Source organism: Streptomyces sp. NPDC058257, from assembly GCF_042881845.1.
Classification (GTDB): Bacteria; Actinomycetota; Actinomycetes; order Streptomycetales; family Streptomycetaceae; genus Streptomyces.
The window spans coordinates 18,395-38,195 of record NZ_JBHVXJ010000020.1 but is presented as its reverse complement, the minus strand read 5'-3'; the positions used below and the strand labels follow the sequence as shown (position 1 = coordinate 38,195).

Below are 19,801 nucleotides of genomic sequence, written 5' to 3'. Positions count from 1 at the left end.
GTCGACCCGAAGAGGTGCCCCGCGATGAATCTGGAGCTCAGCGAGGAGCAGTCCGCCGTACGGCAGCTGGCCAAGGACTTCGTGGCCCGCGAGATCGCCCCGCACGTCATCGAGTGGGACCGCGCCGAGAGCGTGGACCGCGAAATCGTGAAGAAGCTCGGCGAGGTCGGCTTTCTCGGGCTCACCGTCGACGAGGAGTACGGCGGCTCGGGCGGCGACCATCTCGCCTACTGCCTGGTGACCGAGGAGCTGGGGCGCGGCGACTCGTCCGTGCGCGGCATCGTGTCGGTCTCGCTCGGGCTCGTGGCCAAGACCATCGCGTACTGGGGGAGCGAGGAGCAGAAGCGGCAGTGGCTGCCGGGGCTCACCTCCGGCGAGTACGTCGGCTGCTTCGGGCTCACCGAGCCGGGCACCGGGTCCGACGCGGGGAACCTCTCGACGAAGGCCGTGCGCGACGGCGACGACTACGTCATCAACGGCTCCAAGATGTTCATCACGAACGGCAGCTGGGCCGATGTCGTGCTGCTCTTCGCGCGGACGAACGACGCCCCCGGGCACAAGGGCGTCTCCGCCTTCCTCGTGCCGACCGACACCCCCGGTCTGAGCCGCCGCACCATCCACGGCAAGCTCGGCCTGCGCGGCCAGGCCACCGCCGAGCTCGTCCTTCAGGACGTCCGCGTCCCGGCGTCGGCCATGATGGCGCCCGAGGGCAAGGGCTTCTCCGTCGCCATGTCGGCGCTCGCCAAGGGGCGGATGTCGGTCGCCGCCGGATGCGTGGGCATCGCCCAGGCCGCCCTCGACGCGGCGGTGACGTACGCGAGTGAGCGCGAGCAGTTCGGCAAGTCCATCGCGGGGCACCAGCTGGTGCAGGAGCTGATCAGCGACATCGCGGTGGACGTGGACGCCGCACGCCTGCTGACCTGGCGGGTCGCCGACCTCATCGACCGCGGGCAGCCCTTCACCACGGAGTCCTCCAAGGCCAAGCTGTTCGCGTCCGAGGCTGCCGTGCGTGCCGCCAACAACGCGCTCCAGGTCTTCGGCGGCTACGGCTACATCGACGAGTACCCGGCGGGCAAGCTGCTGCGCGACGCCCGCGTGATGACGCTCTACGAAGGCACTAGCCAGATCCAGAAGCTGGTCATCGGGCGGGCGCTGACCGGGGTCTCGGCGTTCTGAACGCGCGTTCTGAAGGCGCGTTCTGAGTACGGGAGCTGAGTAGCGGAGCGGATGTGGTGTGGCCGCTGCCGGGCGATGCTCTGATCATGAGTGAGACACCGGTCAAGCAGCAGAGCACCACCGCCTACTTCGGTCAGGCGGTCGCGTCGTTCGCCGTGGCGCTCGGCGCGACGGCGGTCGGCATCTACAGCCTCGACGTCAGCGGCTGGATCCGCGCGTTCCTCGCCGTTTCCGTCCTGTACCTGACGACATCCGCGTTCACTCTCGCCAAGGTGGTCCGGGATCGGCAGGAGGCGGACCAGCTCGTCAGCCGTGTCGACCAGGCGCGTCTGGAGAAGATCCTCGCCGAACACGACCCGTTCAAGCCGGTGGCCTGACCGGCGTCCTAAGCGCTTGCTCACCGTCAGGGGTATGGTGTCCTCCCGACGGGCGGAAGGAGCGTGGACGATGAGCACGGCGGAGCAGACCGAGGGCGAGGACCTGCCATGGGGCGAGGTCACGCCTGATGCGGCACGGCGGCTGCTGATCGCCGCCGTCGAGGCCTTCGCCGAGCGTGGCTACCACGCGACGACGACCCGGGACATCGCCGGCCGCGCCGGCATGAGCCCGGCGGCGCTCTACATCCACTACAAGACCAAGGAAGAGCTGCTCCACCGCATCAGCAGGATCGGCCACGACAAGGCCCTGCGGGTCCTGCGCACCGCGGCCGACGGCCCTGGCAGCGCGGCACAGCGGCTCGCCGACGCCGTACGCTCCTTCGTCCGCTGGCATGCCGACCACCACACCACCGCACGCGTGGTCCAGTACGAGCTGGACGCGCTCGGCGACGAGCACCGCACGGAGATCATCGCGCTGCGCCGCCAGTCGGACGCCGCCGTGCGGGAAATGATCAACGAAGGGGTGCGGGCGGGGGAGTTCGACGTCTCCGACGTGCCCGGCACCACGCTGGCCGTGCTCTCGCTCTGCATCGACGTGGCCCGCTGGTTCAACGTCGCGGGACAGCGGACGCCCGACGAGGTCGGCGCGCTCTACGCCGACCTCGTGCTGCGGATGGTGGGGGCCCGGGAACAGGCCTCCTGAGCTCCTCGGCTGCCGGGTGGCTCAGAAGTAGTAGCGGGAGACCGACTCGGCGACGCAGGCGGGCTTGTCGCCGCCCTCGCGCTCGACGGTGACCTTGGCCGTGATCTGTACGCCGCCGTCCTTGGTCTGCTCGACCTCCGTGAGCACGGCGGTCGCCCGCACCCGGGAGCCCGAGGGCACCGGCGAGGGGAAGCGGACCTTGTTGGTGCCGTAGTTGACACCCATCTTCATGCCCTCGACCCGCATGACCTGCGGCACCAGGCTCGGCAGCAGCGAAAGCGTCAGATAGCCGTGCGCGATGGTCGTCTTGAAGGGCCCCTGCGCCGCCTTCTCCGCGTCCACGTGGATCCACTGGTGGTCGCCCGTGGCGTCGGCGAACAGGTCGATCCGTTTCTGGTCGACCTCGAGCCACTCGCTGTGTCCGAGCTGCTCGCCGATTCCGGCACGCAGGTCGTCGGCCGACGCGAAGATCCTCGGCTCTGCCATGTCCCTGGCCTCCTCAAAGTATCGAACTAAGCGCTTGCTCAGCATGCGGTGTACGCCGACGTGTGTCAACGGACCGGTCGGCGGAGGGTGGCGGACCTGCCATTAGGGTGTGAGGGGTGCCCCAGATCCCAGAGAAGATCCACGAGCTCACGGTCGGCCAGCTCTCGGCCCGCAGCGGCGCGGCCGTGTCCGCCCTGCACTTCTACGAGACCAAGGGCCTGATCTCCAGTCGCCGCACGTCGGGCAACCAGCGCCGCTACCACCGTGACGCGCTGCGCCGCGTCGCCTTCATCCGTGCCGCCCAGCGCGTCGGCATTCCGCTCGCCACGATCCGTCAGGCGCTCGACTCGCTCCCCGAGGAGCGCACTCCCAACCGCGAGGACTGGGCGCGCCTCTCGGAGGCCTGGCGCTCCGAACTGGACAACCGCATCGCGCAGTTGGGCCGTCTGCGCGATCACCTCACGGACTGCATCGGCTGCGGCTGTCTCTCCCTGGAGAACTGCGTGCTCTCCAACCCGGACGACGTCTTCGGTGAACGCCTCACCGGCTCCCGTCTGTTGGCGGACCGCCGGCCCCGGTCGTGACGTCGGTGGTGACCTGGGTCGTGACGTCGGTCGTGACGTCGGCCCGTTCCTTCGGCCCCAGATGGCGGAAGGCCAGGCTCAGGAGCACCGCGGCGAGCGCGCCCGCCGCCACTCCGCTGCCGAGGATCGTGTGCGCCCAGGACGGCAGCGGCGCGTACAGCTCGGGGGTCATCACCGGCAGCAGCCCCACGACCAGGGCCAGGGCGACGACCACGCTGTCGGAGCCGTGCGCGAGGTCGACCCGGGACAGCATGCTGAAGCCGAGTACGGCGATCACCGCGTAGATCACCAGGCCGGCGGCGCCCACCACCGGCTCGGGGATGGCGGCGAGCAGCCGGGTCAGCGGTGTCAGGAGGCCGCAGACGACGAGCAGTACGCCCGCGCCCGCCGTGACGAACCGGCTGCGTACGCGCGTCAGTTGGACGATGCCTATGTTCTCGGCGCTGGTCACCATCAGGGACGTGCCGAAGACGCCCGCGCCCAGGGAGACGAGGGCGTCGGCGCGGGCGATGCGCGGCACGTCCCGGCCCGCGTCCGGGGTGCGGCCGACCGCCTCGCTGTTGAGCACCGTCTGGCCGGTGGCCTCGGCGAGCGAGGCGAGCGAGAAGACGAGCAGCGGGATCGCGGCGAGCAGGTCGAAGTGCGGGGCGCCGTAGGGGAACGGGTCCGGCAGGGCGAACGGGGCGCCGGACGCGAGATGGATGTCCGTGCCGAGCAGGAGCGCGATGAGCGTGCCGCCCGCGAGGCCGAAGAGCACCGCCATCTGCCGCCATACGCCGCGCAGGACGAGGAAGAGGACCGCGATGACGCCGAGCGTCGCGAAGCCGGCGCCGGGGCCCGACGCCACCATCGGCGCGGTCACCTTGATCATGTTGATGCCGATCAGGACGACCGTCGTCCCCATCACGAGCGGCGGGAACAGCCGCACCACCCTTGCGTAGAAGGGCAGTACGCAGATCAGGAAGACGGCGGCGACCAGTACGGAGCCGGACGCCGTGGCGGCCCCGTACTCCTTCCCGATCTGCAGGAAGATCGCCACCGCGGCCCCGCCCGGCAGCATCAGGAACGGCAGTCGGGCGCCGACGCGCAGTGCCCGCACCCCGAGGGACTGGAGCAGTGCCCCGATGCCGCACAGGACCAGGGTGGCACTGAGCAGCGAGGCGGTCTGAGCGGTGGTCAGGCGCAGTGTCGTGCCGATCAGGATCACCGAGGAGACGGGAGCCGCGATCCCGGCGAGCAGGTGCTGGAGGGCGAGCGGTGCGAGGCGCGGCAGCGGAAGGCGTTCGTCGACGGCGGCCACCACGGGCTCAGCCCTTCGCTGGTGCGGGCGCCGGGGTGAGCCAGGGCAGTTCGGACGCGGCGTAGCGGTAGGCGCGGAACACGGCGTTCGGCTCGGACGGGAAGAGCTTGCGGACCTCTTCCTCCTCGTAGCCGCCGAAGAACGGCACGACGTACTCCCAGCACAGATAGCCGTCCGCGGTGACCTCGAAGAGGCGGCCCGCGGGGGAGTCGGTGACCAGGGTGTTGCCGTTCGGTAGGCGCTGGGCGCTGCCCATGAAGGGCGCGAAGAACGACTCGCGGGCCGGGTCGTGGTACTCCCAGACGACCTTGCCGCTCGTCCGCTCGATCTCCACGACGCGGCTGAACGGCACGTCCCAGTGCGGCCGGAACACGCCGTTGTCGAAGACGAGGAAATTGCCGTCGGGCAGTTCGGTGGGGCAGTGCTGCTGGGAGACGACGCCGGGTTCGGAGCGCCAGATGATGTCGCCGGTCTCGCGGGATATGACGACGACGGCGGAGACCGAGCGGAAGCTGGCGAGGATGTTGCCGTCGCTGGTCGGCAGGACGCTGTTGATCAGGGGGTAGTGCTCGCGGGCGTAGTCCGGATGGAGGGGGAAGTCCGCGCGGCCGAGCCGCTCGGAGACCTTCCACTCCCAGGTGGTGTTCCCCTCGGCGTCCACCTCGACGATGGTGTCCGCCCACACGGTGGCGCCATCGGCCCCCTCGGAGGCGGCCTCGGATCCGGGTACGCCGCCGCGTACGGCCGCGGCTTCCGGGCCGGTCAGGGGCTCGATGGCGGTGTAGAGGATCCGCCCGTCGCCGTAGTGGTGGGCGTCGTGGTGCTGGAAGCGGTCGCGGTGCTCGCGCAGGACCGTGCCGTCCGGGGCGATCTCCTGCATGATCCCGCCGCGGTACTTGTGCCACATGGGGAAGAGCGCGGGCTCGTCGGGGAGCACGCCGTTGTAGGCGAGGTTCCCGTTCGGCAGGATCCGGGCGTGGCGGCCCGGGCGGTGCGGGAGGTCCCACCGGTGGGCGATCTCGCCGTGGGCGTCGATCAGGTAGACCTCGCCGCCGCCGGTGAGCGGCGCGAAGAGGGTGTAGCCGCCGTAACTGGCGTCCTCGTCCAGGGCCATCAGGCCGGTGCCGCGACGGCGGCGCTGATTCTGGTCCACGGGGGTTGTGGGCGTCATGGGGGGCATGAGGGCCGTCCTCTCGTAGTCTCCGTTGCTTAACTTTATTAAGCAGTGCGGAAGACGTTAACCCAGGAGATAGGCTTCGCGACATGGGTACGAGTGATGCGGACGCCCCGCAGGTCGGTCCCGGGATCCGCAGGCTCCGCCGCGCCCTGGATCTGACGCTGGCCGATGTGGCGGCGCGGGCGGGGGTGTCGGCGCCCTTCCTCAGTCAGGTGGAGAACGGCCGCTCCCGCCCCAGCATGGGATCCCTCCAGCGCATCGCCGACGCCCTGGACACCACGGCCGTCCAGCTCCTGGCCTCCGCGGATCCGCCGCGCCCGGTGGATGTGGTGCGCGGGGGGTCGGCGTCCGTGAGCGAGGGGGAGGGCGTGCGCGAGGCGCGGATGCGACCGCTGGTCCGGGGTCATCAGCGGCTGCACGCGCTGGAGTTCACCGGGGACCACGACTGGGGCCGCGAGTACCGCCACCGGGGCGACGAGATCCTTTACGTCGCCGACGGCTCGGCCGAGGTGGAGGCGGACGGGTCGGTGTACCGCCTCGACCGGGGCGACACGCTGTACTGCGCGGCCGAACTGCCGCACCGGTGGCGGCCGTTGGAGGCGGGGACGCGAGTGCTGGTGGTGGGGATCGCGGACGGGGTCCGGGTGACGGACGCAGGGGGCGGCTGAGCCGCCGGGTGCGGTGCGGGGCCGTTGCGGTGGCGGGGTCACGCCGGGGCGGTACGCGCCCTTGGCCGCGGCGCGCGGTGCGGGCCCATCTGGGCCGGTTCGAGTGCGTCGGCGCCGGGATGCTCATGGACGGTCGGCATTTCGGCACTTCGGCGGTGACGCGCGGCGTCGACGTGGAACGGGCTCCTGGGCGCTGCGTACCTCGTGGGTACGCGATCACCCGCTCTTTCGTCCCGGCCCAGGCCCTACGGGGACGGCGTGCTCAGCACGGACAGCGCCGCCGCGACCAACTGCGCGTTGGAAGAGGCCCGTTCACCGTCCGGCAGGACCAGCGTGTCCTCCAGGCCGATGCGCGTCGCGAGCCCCAGGCGCCCCGAGAGGCGCAGTACCGGCCATGTGCCGCCCTCCTCCCCGTGCAGGAGCACGGGGCGGCCGTGTGCCTCGCCTATCACGGCGAGGAGGGCCCGGGCCGAGTCGCGGGCCGTGCCGGGGTCCGGGTCCGTCACCTCCGCGAGGACCCGCAGGACGTGGGGGCCGAGCGCGGACGCGGTAAAGCGTTCCCCGCCGTCCGTCCCCGACCAGATGCCCGCCTCGACACCCACGCCCCGTTCGAGCAGCGCCTCGGCCACCGCCTCCGCGCCCGGCTCGTGCCAGTTGACCGACGCGTGGTCGGGAAGGACCGTCCAGGCCCGGATGTCCGCCACCCGCTTGCCCGGGTCCGGTTCGGCCCAGGAACCCGTGGTCACCCCGACGGGTACGGACGTCACCGCGCGGATCGCTTCCAGCGTGGCCGCAACCGCACTTGGCGCCAATGTGTCTTGCCCACAAGGGGACTTGGGGTGTACATGAACATCCCCGGCGCCCGCCGTGACGGCCTGGGTCACGGACTCGGCCATCGCATCGGGCGACATGGGGATCAGCGCGCCATCGCCCGCGCCGCGGGCGCCGTTCACACATACCTGCATCACCACAGGACAGCACAGACGACGACATACAGGGGGAGGGCCGATGGGAATCGCCATCTGTTCGTTGAAGTGGGACGCCGCCCGGACGGGGCCACAGAAGATCACGTACGACAGCGACGGCTACCACCTCGTGCGGTTTCCGTACCAGGACGCCGAGGAGTCGTACGACCCGTGGCGCATGCACGACCCCGGCAAGGGGTCCACGACCCCGTCCCGGTTCCCGGACGCCCGGTCCGGGCTCATCTGGCCGAGCCACGACGGCTGGGGCACCCTGTCGGCGATGATCTTCTGGCAGCCGAACGACCGGTCCACCGAGTACCGCGCACGCTACGTGCGCGATCCGCTCGGCGGCTCCACGGGGTACGACTCGACGGCCACCACCGACTGGGTGCCCACCAGGGGCGGGCAGTACCGGACCCACACCTGGCAGATGTTCGTGCATCCGCAGACACCGGTCGGCCTGAAGATATCGGCACGCGGCGCGGGCGACGTGAAGATCGCCGCGCCGCTCATGCTCGCCGAGTTCAAACTGGCCATCCAGTGGGACGTCTCGACGCCCGCGCCCTGAGGCGGCAGGACGTCACGCCGAGACCAGCGGCCGTTCCCGTCGTGCCCGCGCCCGTGCCATGGCGGCGGGTGTGAGCACCGGGTCGGGCACCACTATTCCGCAGCCCGTGCAGACGGCGCCCGCTGAGGGCTCGTGCGCCAGGCCGTGTGTCCAGACGAGGTCGGAGCGGGCGCACACCGGGCAGCCCGTGCCCGGATCCCGCTCAAGCGCCGCGATCAGCCGGCGCAGTACCTCGGCGAGTGATTCGGAGGGGTGGACGCCGGGGTTGTCGCACCAGGCGACCCCGAATCCTCCCCAGGTGCACCGGTGCCAGTCGTCGACGCTGCCGGGCCGGCGAAGGCCGTCGTGCTTCTCCTTGCGGCGGCGCTCCGCGAAGCCCTCCTCGTAGGCGAGCCAGACCGCCCGCGCCGCTTCCAGTTCATCGAGCGCGGCCACGAGCCGCGCCGGGTCGGGCGACCGGTCCTCGGGCCCGAAGCCCGCTCGGGAGCTCAGATGGTCCCAGGTCGCCCGGTGGCCGTAAGGGGCGAACCTCTCCAGGCACTTGCGCAGCGAGTACCGTCGCAGCGCCATATCGCTCAGCGGATCACGCACCTGTCTCGCGAGACTCCGGAATCCGGCCATCGCCCTGCACCTCCGTCGCACGTTCTCGGACGTTGCCGAGTAGACGTATCGACACGCGATTCGGCTCCCTCGACTTCCATCTGATTTTCGATGGCAGACATAAGACGGCGGTGAACTGGAGCTATGTGCTGTTTCTGAAAAGGCGACGCATGTTCATCTTCCGGGATCGGCAACCCGCCAGTAACCTCCGCCTCACCTTCTCCCCACAGGAGCACAAGCGGAGCCCAGAGGAGCACACATGCGACGACGCATCGTCCGGCTCAGAACCCTCACCGCCAGCGCGGCCCTAGCACTGGCCGCGTCCCTCCTCACGCCGCAGCCGGGCTCGGCCGCCGACGAGCCCCCACCGGCCACCGACTACTGCGAGGGGCAGTGCGCGGACGTCCTTCCGCCCGGCGCGAACGGCAACGCCACACTCGCCGAGATACTCAGTCACCGCGTCTTCGGCACGCAACCCGCACATGCGGAAGACCAGTTGGGGCCGTACGACAAGCTCTCCTCCGGCTATCCGTCGCTCACCGACGACAAGCTGACGGAGTTCTTCAACGACGCCTCCTTCGGTGTCCGCGACGGCCAGGCCGCCTCCGTCACCAAGCCGCGCGACGACGTGACGATCACCCGGGACAAGAAGTACGGCATCCCGCACATCAAGGGCAGCACGCGTTACGGCACCGAGTTCGGCGCGGGCTTCGCGGCCGGGCAGGACCGGCTCTGGCTCATCGACCTCTTCCGGCACATCGGCCGCGGCGAGCTGACCTCGTTCGCGGGCGGCGCGCTCGCGAACCAGGGTCTTGAGCAACAGTTCTGGCCACAGGCCCCGTACGAGGAGAAGGACCTGGAGAAGCAGGTCGAATACATCAGAACGTCCCAGGGCGAGCGCGGCAAACAGGCCATGGAGGACGCCCAGGCCTACATCGACGGGCTCAACTCCTACCGCGTGAAGTCCAAGAACGGCCGCTACTTCCCGGGCGAGTACGTCCTGACCGGCAAGATCGACGCGATCACCAACATCGGCGAGATCGCGCCCTTCAAGATCACCGACATGATCGCGCTCGCGTCCGTCGTCGGCGGGCTCTTCGGCAACGGCGGCGGCGGAGAGGTCGACGCGGCCCTCTCCCTGCTCAAGTCACAGGAGAAGTACGGCGTCGAGAAGGGCACGAAGGTCTGGGAGTCCTTCCGCGCCCGCAACGACCCCGAGGCCGTCCAGACCATCCACGACGGCACGAGCTTCCCGTACGCGGGCAAGCCCGCGAACGCGCGCGGCACCGCCCTTCCCGACCCCGGTTCGGTCGAGCGCGAACAGCTCGTCTTCGACCGTGAGGGCGGCGCCAGGACCGCCGCCAAGGACCCGGTGAAGGCGCCCAGGAAGCTCAAACCGCTCCAGGGGATGTACGACGACGGAGTGCTGCCCGCCGACCTGTTCAAGAAGGACGGCCAGAAGAAGGGCATGTCGAACGCGCTCGTCGTCTCCGCGAAGCACACCGCGAGCGGCAACCCGGTCGCCGTCTTCGGCCCGCAGACCGGCTACTTCGCCCCCCAGCTCCTCATGCAGCAGGAGCTCCAGGGGCCCGGCATCAGCGCACGCGGTGTCTCCTTCGCGGGCGTCGGCATGTACGTCCAGCTGGGCCGCGGCCAGGACTACGCCTGGTCGGCCACGTCCGCCGGGCAGGACATCACGGACACGTACGCCGTCGAGCTGTGCGAACCGGGCGGCGCCGCGCCCACCAAGCAGTCCACCCACTACCTCCACCGCGGCACCTGCACGCCCATGGAGAAGCTGGAGCGCAAGAACGCCTGGAAGCCGACCGTCGCCGACTCCACGGCGGCGGGCTCCTACCGCATGCAGGTGTTCCGCACGAAGTACGGCGTCGTGACGCACCGCGCGAGCGTCGAGGGCAAACCGGTCGCCTACGTCTCGCTGCGCTCCACCTACCGCCACGAGGCCGACTCGATCATCGGCTTCCAGATGCTCAACGATCCGACGTACGTCAAGGACGCGTCGACCTTCAAGAAGGCCGCCCAGAGCATCAGCTACGCCTTCAACTGGTTCTACGCCGACTCGCGCGACACCGCGTACTACAACAGCGGCGCCAACCCGGAGCGCGCCAAGGACATCGACCCCGCCCTGCCCGTCAAGGCCCAACAGGCAAACGAATGGCAGGACTTCGACCCGGAGAACAACACCTCGAAGCAGACCCCGCCCGCTGAGCACCCGCAGTCCGTCAACCAGGACTACTACATCTCCTGGAACAACAAACAGGCCAAGGACTTCAGCACGGCGGGCTTCGGCATCAGCGCCGTGCACCGTGCCGACCTGCTCGACGGGCGGGTGAAGAAGCTCACCGAGAAGGGCGGCGTCACACGGGCATCGCTGACCCAGGCCATGTCTCAGGCCGCGGTCACCGACCTGCGCGGCGAACAGGTGCTTCCCGAGCTGCTCAAGGTGGTGCGGAGCAAGCCCGTCACCGACCCCCAGCAGTCCAAGGCAGTACAGCAGCTGGAGGCGTGGCAGAAGGCCGGGTCGCAGCGCAACCAGACGGCGGCGGGCTCCAAGACGTACGCACACGCCGACGCCGTGCGCGTCATGGACGCCTGGTGGCCCCTGCTCGTCGAGGCCGAGTTCAAGCCGGGCATGGGCAAGGACCTCTACGACGCGCTGACGGCACAGCTCGCTACCGACGAGTCACCCTCCGCCGGGCACGGCCCGACCGGGGCGCACGCCGGATCGGCCTTCCAGTACGGCTGGTGGGGCTTCGCGGACAAGGATCTGCGGGCGGTGCTCGGAGAGCCCGTGAAGGGCGAGCTCGGCGAGAAGTACTGCGGCGAGGGGAAGCTGGACGCCTGCCGTGACGCGCTCCTGACCACCCTCACGCAGGCAGCCGCCAAGCCCGCGACCGAGGTCTACCCCGGCGACGCGAGCTGCTCGGCTGGCGACCAGTGGTGCGCGGACTCGATCATCCACCGGGCGCTGGGCGGCATCACGCACGGGCCGATCCAGTGGCAGAACCGGCCCACGTACCAGCAGGTCGTGGAGTTCCCCAAGCACCGCTGACCAAGGAGAGTCACGTCCTGGGGATCCGCCCTGCGGCGAACACGACACGCGCCAGCTCCTCGTGGCAGATGTCGCTGTGCGCGCCGGAGGGCGGACCGCCCCGCCGCACCACCGCCGACGCGTCCACGCTCACGCACCCCTTGGCGGGGATCGCCCGGCCCAGCTTGACGCGCTTGGCGCCGTCCACCGCCCGGATGCCGTCGTATCCGACGGCGCCCCAGCGCTCCCAGATGCCGAGGAAGGTCGAGGAGTCACCGGCCAGCTTCGACGCCAGGGGATAGATCTTGCCCAGGGCGTCGTCGTGGCGGGAGTAGCAGGCGACCAGGGGGCCGTCGATCCGCCGCTGCATCCCGCCCAGCGCGCCGCCGCGTGAGGGGGCGTGCGGAAGCCGTTTGGAGAACGCGTAGTGCGAGAAGGCCCCTTGGAGCAGCGTGGTGGACTTCACGGTCCGCACCGACGCGGGCATACCGCGCAGCGCGTACGCCACGAGGCGCGCGCCGAAGCTGTGCCCGATGAGATGCACCCGCACGTCCGGCGCCTCACGGGCCAGCAGTCCGATCGCTGGGCCGAGACCCAGCTGGCCGACCGATCCCGCCCGGCGTTTCATGGCGTAGTAGCTGGCCTGGCGCAGGAGTTCGTGCGCCCCGTTCCAGAGCCGTTTGCGCAGGCTGCCGAAGAGTTCCTGCTGCCCTGTGCCCTCCATCGCCGCGGCGAACATCTGGCAGACCTCGACCGCGTCGTCGGTCAGCATGGCGGGCACGCCCGTCCAGGTGTCGTCGGCGAAGCGGTGGGCGGCGCTGTTCTGATGAACGGCCACCAGGTCGCGTACGAGGCGTCCGTACTCGTAGAGGCGCGTCGGCACCTCGGATCGTTCCGCCAACAGCGCCCCGATCCGGTCGAGGTCGGCGTCGTGGTCGGGGAACGTGCCGGACAGGAGGCGCATGGTCGGCTCGTCGAGCAGGGGTCCCGCGCCTGGTGGCGGGCCCGCCCCGGTCGCCTGGACCGAGGGCTCGAAGTTCGGGATCCGCTCGTCGGGGAAGCGGATGGCGGGCCAGAGCACGCCCACGTATCCCAGCCGTACCCGCGGTCCCGCGAGCTCCTGGCACGGCGTGAAGAAACGCCGGTAGAGGTCGGTTGCCATGTCGTGGTCGTTGTTCCAGCCGTGCGCGAGGACGAGGAGATCGGTGACGCGCTCACGGGGCACCTCGGCGAGGAGGCGATCGCGCTGCGTGGTGTCGACGTCCCCGTCGGCGTCGAAGGTCAGTTCCCAGTAGGGCTCCACACGACCATCGTCGCGCGGCCCCGGTGTACTGACCAGATGTCTCGCAGGGGGAAGCTACGCCAGCTCGCGCTCGCGCGTCTCCGGCAGCGCGAGAACACACGCCAGGGAGACGACCGCCATCGCGCTCACGTACCAGCCCACCGACGAGGAGCCGAACGCGGACTGCAGGCGCGTCGCCACCAGCGGGGAGACCGCGCCGCCCAGCACGCCGCCCAGGTTGTAGGCGAGCGAGGCACCCGAGTAGCGCACGTTCGTACCGAAAAGCTCCGGCAGATACGCGCCCATCGGCCCGTACACCACGCCCATGCAGAACAGCGCGCCGCCGATCGCAAGCGCCATGAGCACCGGCTGCTCGGTGTCCAGGAGCGGGAAGAGCACCAGGCCCCACACCACCGCGAGCCCGGCGCCCACGATGATCAGCTTGCGGCGGCCCGCCCCGTCGGAGCGGGTCGCGGCGAGCCACGTACCGGCCGCGAGAAAGAGGCAGGCGACCAGCGAGAGGCCCAGCATGGTGTCGCGGGAGACGCCCAGGGTGCCGGTGGAGTAGGCGAGGCAGTACGTCGTCGCCGTGTAGAAGAGGCCGTACGCGACGATCATCCCGCCCGCGCCGAGCAGCAGTTCGCGCGGATAGCGCCGCAGCACGTCGAGCGTGGGGACCTTGCTCGCCTCCTGCGCGTCCATGACCTTCGCGAAGACCGGCGTCTCACTGATGCGCATGCGGACGAAGAGTCCGACGCCGACAAGGAGGAAGGAGAGCAGGAAGGGCACGCGCCAGCCCCAGGACCGGAACGCGTCGTCGGACAGGACGGCGGAGAGCAGCCAGAAGACACCGGTCGCCGCGAAGAACCCGACGGACGGGCCGAGTTGGGGGAAGGCCGCGTAGAGACCCCGCTTCTTCTTCGGCGCGTGCTCCACCGCGAGCAGCGCGGCCCCGCCCCACTCGCCGCCGAGCCCGATGCCTTGCAGGAAACGCAGCAGGATCAGCAGGACCGGCGCCCAGATCCCCAGCGTGCCGTAGCCGGGCAGAAGGCCGACGAGCGCCGTCGAGAGGCCCATGAGCAGCAGCGAGGCCACGAGCACCGACTTGCGCCCGACCCGGTCGCCGAAGTGCCCGAAGACCACCGAGCCGATGGGCCGGGCCGCGAACGCCACCGCGTAGGTGGAGAACGAGGCGAGGGTGGCGTTGACCGGGTCCAGGGTCGGGAAGAACGCCTCGTTCAGGACGAGGGCGGCCGCCGTGCCGTAGATGTAGAAGTCGTAGAACTCGATGGCCGTCCCGATGAACGACGCGACGGCCACCCGGCGCAGGCTCTCGGAGCTCCCGTCCGGGCGGGGGCCGGCATCCGGCTGAGGGCCGGTGTCCGGCTGAGGGCCGGTGTCCGGCTGAGGCGCGGCGTCCCGCGGGGGCTTGTCTGGTGAGATCGCGTCGCTGTGCACGAGCGGCACTCTCACGGTGGATGTAGGGACCAGTCAATACCTCGAACGGCTCGTCTCGGTCATTGAGACTGGCGGTGAGCTGCGGTGACGCGGTGCAGATGGATGAGGATGTCGTGCGTGGGCGCGAGCCGGATCTTGTGGGGTCCGTCCGGGAACGCCGTCCCGATGCTCTGGGTGAGCCGGCCCTTGCCCAGCCACTTCCTGGCGGCAGCGGGGGCGGTCCGCATGTCGAGGAAATAGTCGTCGTGGCGCACCTTGTCGAGCGTGTACTCGTTCATGCCGCGTGTGGCCGCGCCCACGGAGCGGGGCTTCCACACCTCGGAGTCCTCGCTCTGTGCCATGAGCGACCCCCGGTCGAAGGTGAACCCGATGCTGACGTACCGCTCACCGAGCCTGTCCCGCAGGAAGGCGCCCTGCATCTTCGGGTACCGGGGATCGTAACTCTCGTACCCCACATGGGCGTTGTGGGCCGACAGAAGCACCTTGTCGCCGGTGCGCCGCTGCCACCAGGCGGTGTTCTGTGCCATCAGGCGGTCGCGGTAGAGCATGCCGTCCTTGATCCCCTCGGGAGTGTCGAAGGGGAAGGCGTAGATCGTGGCGGTCTGCGAGATGGACCGGGCGTGTTGGAGCACGAAGGTGAACTCCCGGTCGTTCGCGAGCGGTTGGAGATTCTTCAGGAGCTTCAGCGCCTCCCGCGCGTTGCCCGCCAGCTTCCGTCGCTCCGCCAGAGGTCTGGCCATGTACGCGTCCCCGTCCGCGAGACGGCGGATCGGCGCGTACAGCTCGGTGATCCTCGGCAGCAGATCGGGGTCGTTCGCGCGGACGTAGTCCTCCACCCCGTCGAACAGCTCATGCCCGAGCTCCGGGTAGTTGAGGTCGTCGCCCATGAAGCGCACCTGACGGTCCGGGTGCTTGTCGTTGTACGCGCGCATCCAGGTCAGGAGATCGACGTACTCATCGGTGTCCCAGGGCGTCTTCGCCAGCTCCTTGTGGACGAGCTCGCGCACGTCCGACGCGCCCCCGTGGACGTACGCGTCGAAACGCAGACCCGTCGTCCAGCTGACCTCCTGGGCGAAGGTGGTGAACCCCTTCTCCTCGACGAGATAGCGGAACACGCGGTCCTTCATCGTGAAGAACTCGTGCGAACCATGTGTAGCCTCCCCCAGACCCACCACTTTGGCGTCACCCACCATCCGGCCCATCGCCCGCAGGTCCTTCGTGGAGCCGCCCGGGTCGGTCGAGCGCAGGGGGTGGGCCGCGCGCTCGATCGCCGGGACCGGGTCCACGGGTGCTGCCTGGTCGGCAAGGGCCGCTTGGGGAGCCACCAGCGCCCCAAGGCCGAGCGTGCCGGCCAGTACCAGGGGAACCGTGCGGCGTGCCGTCCGTGTCATGCGGGATCTCCTCAACTCGGGTGTACGGAGCTGAAGATCACGATCCCGGTCCGCCAGGGGTGCCTGCCATCCGGCGGGCACCCCTCTCGCGGGTGGGGCCTTCCCCCCCCCAGGGGGCGCTCACGGATAGCGCAGATACCGCCTGCGCACGGCTCGGAAACGCGCGAGGTCCTCCTGCCAGGCGGCCACCACCTCGTCCGTGCCCGCGCCCGCGTCGATCATGGTGCGCACCCGCGTCGAGCCCGTCAGCTTGTCGATCCAGTTGTCGGAGCGCCAGGCGAAACCGCTCCACACCTTCTTGGCGGTCACCAGGAGCGCGATGCCGGTGCGCACCGGGTCGCAGGCGTCGCGGTCGTGCACGTGGAGCTGGACGCCGCCGATCGTCCTGCCCTGGAACTTGGAGAACGTCGGCGCGAAGTAGGCCTCCCTGAAGTGGACCCCGCGCAGGCCCACGTCATTGGCGGCGGCGGCCCACTTCCGGTCGATGCCCTCCGCGCCGAGCAGTTCGAAGGGGCGGGTGGTGCCGCGTCCCTCGGAGAGGTTCGTGCCCTCGAAGAGGCAGGTGCCGCTGTAGACCAGGGCGGTGTCGGGCGTGGGCATGTTGGGGCTCGGCGGCACCCACGGGAGCTCGGAGGCGTCGTAGAAGTCCGAGCGCTGCCACCCCGTCATCCGTACGGTCTCCAGGTGGACAGGGCGCTCAAGGAACTCGCCGTTGAACAGCAGCGCGAGCTCCGTCACCGTCATCCCGTGCGCCTGCGCTATCGGCTGCCGGCCGACGAACGTCGCGAACTCCTTGTGCAGGACGGGTCCGTAAGCGCCGCGCCCCGTCACCGGATTCGGCCGGTCGAGGACCACGAACCGCTTGCCCGCCAGCTCGGCCGACTCCATGCAGTCGAAGAGCGTCCAGATGTACGTGTAGAAGCGCGCCCCCGCGTCCTGGATGTCGAAGACGATGGTGTCGACGTGGGCGGCCGTGAAGATGTCGGCGAGCGCCTTGCCGCTCTTCTGATACGTGTCGTAGACCGGAAGTCCGGTTGCCGGGTCGTCGTGGCGCCCTTCGGAGCCGCCCGCCTGAGCCGTCCCGCGGAAGCCGTGCTCGGGGCCGAACACCGCGACCAGGTTCACGCGCTCGTCCGCGTGCATGACGTCGACGATGTGGCGTACGTCCCTGGTGACGCCGGTCGGGTTCGTGACGATCCCGACCCGCTCCCCGTCCAGGAGCGCGTACCCGTCGGCGGCGAGCCGCTCGAAGCCGGTGCGCAGCCGTCGCCCCGTGCCCGATCCGCCGCCGCCCTCGGCAGCGGCGGTCGCTGACGTGGTGAGGGCCGAGGCGGTGGTGGCCGCGAGCAGGCCCCGCCTGGACAGGCTGCGTCGGGACAGGTTCATGCAGAGACCTCCGTGAGCGCGGTGGCTGTCATGGCCACGCACGCTAGCGCGCGGACCCCCGCCGGGGAACGAACCTGGCTGCCCGGCCCCCTTCCCTAGCTACATACCGACTGGTTAGTCTGCGATCACAGCGGAGCCGCAGTCGAAGGAGACTGATCGTGGAGACCCTGCAGGACAAGGGAGTTGTCGTCACCGGCGCCGGAGGCGGGATCGGGGCCGCGCTGGCCCGCCGGTTCGCCGCCGCCGGGGCGCGCGTCGTGGTCAACGACCTGGACGCCGCCAAGGCCAGGGCGGTGGCCGACGAGATCGGCGCCGTCGCCGTGCCGGGCGACGCGTCCACGATCGTGCCGGAGGCGAGAGAGGCCCTCAGCGGCACCGTCGACGTGTACTGCGCCAACGCGGGCCTCGGCTCGGGCGGCTCCGAGGCCGCCCCCGAGGAGGTCTGGGCCGCGGCCTGGGACGTCAACGTCATGGCCCACGTCCGCGCGGCCCACGCGCTGCTGCCCGAGTGGCTGGAGCGCGGCAGCGGCCGCTTCGTCTCCACGGTCTCGGCGGCCGGCCTGCTCACCATGATCGGCGCGGCGCCCTACAGCGTCACCAAGCACGGCGCGTACGCCTTCGCCGAGTGGCTCTCGCTCACCTACCGGCACCGCGGGATCGACGTCCACGCGATCTGTCCCCAGGGCGTGCGCACCGACATGCTCGCCGCCACCGGCAGCGCGGGCGACCTCGTGCTCACTCCGACCGCGATCGAGCCCGACGACGTCGCCGACGCGCTCTTCGCCGGGATCGAGGAGAACCGCTTCCTGATCCTGCCGCACCCCGAGGTCGCCGAGTACTACCGGATCCGCTCCGCCGAACCGGACAAATGGCTCACCGGGATGAACCACATCCAGCAGAAGTGGGAGGCGACGGAGCGGTGAGCGACGCGACCCCGACCGCGTCCATATACGCCGCCAAGCCCTGGCTCGCCCGCCTCAACGAGGCCCAGCGCGCCCCCGTCGAACCGGCCGAGTCCGTGGTGCATGCCTTCCGCGCCTCGGTGCTCAGAGCCCCCGAGCACACCGCCCTCGCCTACTTCGACGGCCGCCTGAGCTACCGCGAGGTGGACGCCCTCACCGACTCCGTCGCCGGGCACCTGGCCGCCCGCGGGCTCGCGCGGGGCGAGCGGGTCGCGATCCTCCTGCAGAACACCCCGCACTTCGTGATCGCGCTGCTCGGCGCGTGGAAGGCGGGCGCCACGGTCGTGCCGGTGAACCCGATGTACAAGTCGGCGGAGGTCGGTCACGTCCTCGCGGACGCCGACGTGACCGCGCTGATCTGCTCGGACCGCGCATGGGAGACGTATCTGCGCGAGAGCGCCGCGCCCTCGCCCGTACGCATCGTGCTCACCGCGTGCCAGCTCGACCTCCAGACCCGCGGCGACACACGCGTCCTCGACTTCGAACGCCTCCCGCAGGCCGCCGACGCCGATGACCTGGTGACGGTCGCACAGCAGGGACTGCCCGCACCGGGAGACCGCAGGCTCGGCCCTAGTGACATCGCCCTGATCAGCTATACGTCGGGTACGAGCGGCACCCCCAAGGGCGCCATGAACACCCACGGCAACATCACCTACAACGCCGAGCGGCAGCGCACGGGCTCCGGCATCCCGGAAGGCGCCTGCTACTTCGCGATGGCGCCGCTCTTCCACATCACGGGCATGGTCGCGCAGGTCGCGGGCGCCCTGACCAACGCGGGCACCCTCGCGCTCGCCTACCGCTTCGAGGCCGGGGTGGTGCTCGACGCCTTCGCCGAGCACCGGCCCGCGTACACCGTGGGCCCGTCCACGGCCTTCATGGCGCTCGCCGCCCACCCTGACGTGACGCGGGAGCACTTCGACTCCTTCGAGATGATCTCCTCGGGCGGCGCGCCGCTGCCGCCCGCCCTGGTGGAGAAGTTCCGCGCGAGTCTTGGCCCCTACCTCCACAACGGCTACGGCCTCACCGAGTGCACCGCGCCCTGCGCCTCCGTGCCGCCGGGCCAGGAGGCGCCCGTCGACCCGGTGTCCGGCACGCTGGCCGTGGGCGTCCCAGGACCGGAGACGGTCGTCAGGATCGTCGACGACCACGGCGCGGACGTGCCCTTCGGGGAGCAGGGCGAGATCACCGTGCGCGGCCCGCAGGTCGTGCCCGGGTACTGGAAGCGCCCCGACGCCACCGATGAGGCGTTCCCCGGCGGCGAGCTGCGCACCGGCGACATCGGCTTCATGGACGCCGACGGCTGGCTCTACGTGGTCGACCGCAAGAAGGACATGATCAACGCGTCCGGTTTCAAGGTCTGGCCGCGCGAGGTGGAGGACGTCCTCTACGGTCACGCGGCGGTCCGTGAGGCGGCGGTCATCGGTGTCCCCGACAGCTACCGCGGCGAGACGGTCAAGGCCTACGTCAGTCTCCGTCCGGGTGCTCGGGCGGCACCGGACGAGCTGGCCGCGTACTGCAAGGAGCGGCTGGCCGCCTACAAATACCCGCGTGCGGTCGAGATCCTGCCGGAGCTCCCGAAGACCACAAGTGGGAAGATCCTCCGGCGGGAACTGCGTTCCCACACCAACACGGGTTCTCGGCAAGACGAGAGCTAGCCAAACTCGAA

Annotated in this window: 18 protein-coding genes; 9 read left to right on the top strand and 9 right to left on the bottom strand. The window is 70.3% G+C overall.

What is annotated here, in order from left to right; all coding sequences use genetic code 11:
• Nucleotides 1-24: 24 nt before the first annotated feature.
• The 3 genes from ACFVXC_RS33810 (at nucleotide 25) to ACFVXC_RS33800 (ending at nucleotide 2,256) form a co-directional block, all read left to right on the top strand.
• The gene (locus ACFVXC_RS33810; protein ID WP_389913321.1) at nucleotides 25-1,176 is read left to right on the top strand and encodes an acyl-CoA dehydrogenase family protein; all 1,152 of its coding nucleotides are present in this window, start codon (nucleotides 25-27) and stop codon (nucleotides 1,174-1,176) included.
• Between the two features lie 86 nt (nucleotides 1,177-1,262).
• Nucleotides 1,263-1,553, top strand: coding sequence for a YiaA/YiaB family inner membrane protein (locus ACFVXC_RS33805; RefSeq protein ID WP_389913318.1), 291 nt, complete (start codon nucleotides 1,263-1,265; stop codon nucleotides 1,551-1,553).
• Between the two features lie 70 nt (nucleotides 1,554-1,623).
• Nucleotides 1,624-2,256, top strand: a complete 633-nt coding sequence (locus ACFVXC_RS33800) for a TetR/AcrR family transcriptional regulator (RefSeq protein WP_389913315.1) — start codon at nucleotides 1,624-1,626, stop codon at nucleotides 2,254-2,256.
• A 21-nt stretch (nucleotides 2,257-2,277) separates the two neighbouring features.
• Here ACFVXC_RS33800 and ACFVXC_RS33795 read toward each other — a convergent pair whose 3' ends face one another.
• Nucleotides 2,278-2,742, bottom strand: a complete 465-nt coding sequence (locus ACFVXC_RS33795) for a MaoC family dehydratase (protein ID WP_389913312.1) — start codon at nucleotides 2,740-2,742, stop codon at nucleotides 2,278-2,280.
• Nucleotides 2,743-2,858: 116 nt separating this feature from the next.
• On the opposite strand from ACFVXC_RS33795, the gene soxR reads away from it, so the two are divergent.
• Complete coding sequence (gene soxR / locus ACFVXC_RS33790; protein WP_389913309.1) at nucleotides 2,859-3,326, top strand: redox-sensitive transcriptional activator SoxR; 468 nt, start codon at nucleotides 2,859-2,861, stop codon at nucleotides 3,324-3,326.
• On the opposite strand, the gene ACFVXC_RS33785 is transcribed toward soxR, so the two are convergent.
• The gene (locus tag ACFVXC_RS33785; RefSeq protein ID WP_389913306.1) at nucleotides 3,283-4,629 is read right to left on the bottom strand and encodes a uracil-xanthine permease family protein; all 1,347 of its coding nucleotides are present in this window, start codon (nucleotides 4,627-4,629) and stop codon (nucleotides 3,283-3,285) included. The genes soxR and ACFVXC_RS33785 overlap by 44 nt on opposite strands.
• A gap of 4 nt (nucleotides 4,630-4,633) precedes the next feature.
• On the bottom strand, nucleotides 4,634-5,797 hold the full coding sequence (locus ACFVXC_RS33780) for an aryl-sulfate sulfotransferase (protein WP_389913303.1): 1,164 nt from the start codon (nucleotides 5,795-5,797) through the stop codon (nucleotides 4,634-4,636).
• A gap of 92 nt (nucleotides 5,798-5,889) precedes the next feature.
• Here ACFVXC_RS33780 and ACFVXC_RS33775 point away from each other — a divergent pair, with 92 nt between their 5' ends.
• Nucleotides 5,890-6,471: a helix-turn-helix domain-containing protein gene (locus ACFVXC_RS33775; RefSeq protein WP_389913300.1), complete on the top strand. Its 582-nt coding sequence runs from the start codon at nucleotides 5,890-5,892 to the stop codon at nucleotides 6,469-6,471.
• A gap of 245 nt (nucleotides 6,472-6,716) precedes the next feature.
• Here ACFVXC_RS33775 and ACFVXC_RS33770 read toward each other — a convergent pair whose 3' ends face one another.
• On the bottom strand, nucleotides 6,717-7,439 hold the full coding sequence (locus ACFVXC_RS33770; RefSeq protein WP_389913297.1) for a 3-keto-5-aminohexanoate cleavage protein: 723 nt from the start codon (nucleotides 7,437-7,439) through the stop codon (nucleotides 6,717-6,719).
• A 40-nt stretch (nucleotides 7,440-7,479) separates the two neighbouring features.
• Here ACFVXC_RS33770 and ACFVXC_RS33765 point away from each other — a divergent pair, with 40 nt between their 5' ends.
• Nucleotides 7,480-8,004, top strand: coding sequence for a hypothetical protein (locus ACFVXC_RS33765; RefSeq protein WP_389913295.1), 525 nt, complete (start codon nucleotides 7,480-7,482; stop codon nucleotides 8,002-8,004).
• Nucleotides 8,005-8,016: 12 nt separating this feature from the next.
• Here the strand turns inward: ACFVXC_RS33765 and ACFVXC_RS33760 are convergent, their stop codons facing one another.
• Complete coding sequence (locus ACFVXC_RS33760) at nucleotides 8,017-8,625, bottom strand: hypothetical protein (RefSeq protein WP_389913292.1); 609 nt, start codon at nucleotides 8,623-8,625, stop codon at nucleotides 8,017-8,019.
• 238 nt (nucleotides 8,626-8,863) lie between these two features.
• Here ACFVXC_RS33760 and ACFVXC_RS33755 point away from each other — a divergent pair, with 238 nt between their 5' ends.
• On the top strand, nucleotides 8,864-11,677 hold the full coding sequence (locus ACFVXC_RS33755; protein WP_389913289.1) for a penicillin acylase family protein: 2,814 nt from the start codon (nucleotides 8,864-8,866) through the stop codon (nucleotides 11,675-11,677).
• A 10-nt stretch (nucleotides 11,678-11,687) separates the two neighbouring features.
• On the opposite strand, the gene ACFVXC_RS33750 is transcribed toward ACFVXC_RS33755, so the two are convergent.
• The 4 genes from ACFVXC_RS33750 to ACFVXC_RS33735 form a co-directional block, all read right to left on the bottom strand.
• Nucleotides 11,688-12,959 carry a serine-threonine protein kinase gene (locus tag ACFVXC_RS33750; RefSeq protein ID WP_389913286.1) on the bottom strand — a complete coding sequence of 424 codons (1,272 nt, stop codon included), beginning with the start codon at nucleotides 12,957-12,959 and terminating at the stop codon, nucleotides 11,688-11,690.
• A gap of 54 nt (nucleotides 12,960-13,013) precedes the next feature.
• Complete coding sequence (locus ACFVXC_RS33745) at nucleotides 13,014-14,267, bottom strand: MFS transporter (protein WP_389913637.1); 1,254 nt, start codon at nucleotides 14,265-14,267, stop codon at nucleotides 13,014-13,016.
• A gap of 188 nt (nucleotides 14,268-14,455) precedes the next feature.
• Complete coding sequence (locus ACFVXC_RS33740) at nucleotides 14,456-15,787, bottom strand: erythromycin esterase family protein (RefSeq protein WP_389913283.1); 1,332 nt, start codon at nucleotides 15,785-15,787, stop codon at nucleotides 14,456-14,458.
• 120 nt (nucleotides 15,788-15,907) lie between these two features.
• On the bottom strand, nucleotides 15,908-17,173 hold the full coding sequence (locus tag ACFVXC_RS33735; protein WP_389913280.1) for an exo-beta-N-acetylmuramidase NamZ domain-containing protein: 1,266 nt from the start codon (nucleotides 17,171-17,173) through the stop codon (nucleotides 15,908-15,910).
• Between the two features lie 155 nt (nucleotides 17,174-17,328).
• Between ACFVXC_RS33735 and ACFVXC_RS33730 the strand changes: the two genes are divergently transcribed.
• Nucleotides 17,329-18,096, top strand: coding sequence for an SDR family oxidoreductase (locus tag ACFVXC_RS33730; protein WP_389913635.1), 768 nt, complete (start codon nucleotides 17,329-17,331; stop codon nucleotides 18,094-18,096).
• Nucleotides 18,093-19,790, top strand: coding sequence for a class I adenylate-forming enzyme family protein (locus tag ACFVXC_RS33725; protein WP_389913277.1), 1,698 nt, complete (start codon nucleotides 18,093-18,095; stop codon nucleotides 19,788-19,790). Before ACFVXC_RS33730 ends, ACFVXC_RS33725 begins: the two co-directional genes overlap by 4 nt.
• The last annotated feature ends 11 nt before the right edge of the window (nucleotides 19,791-19,801 follow it).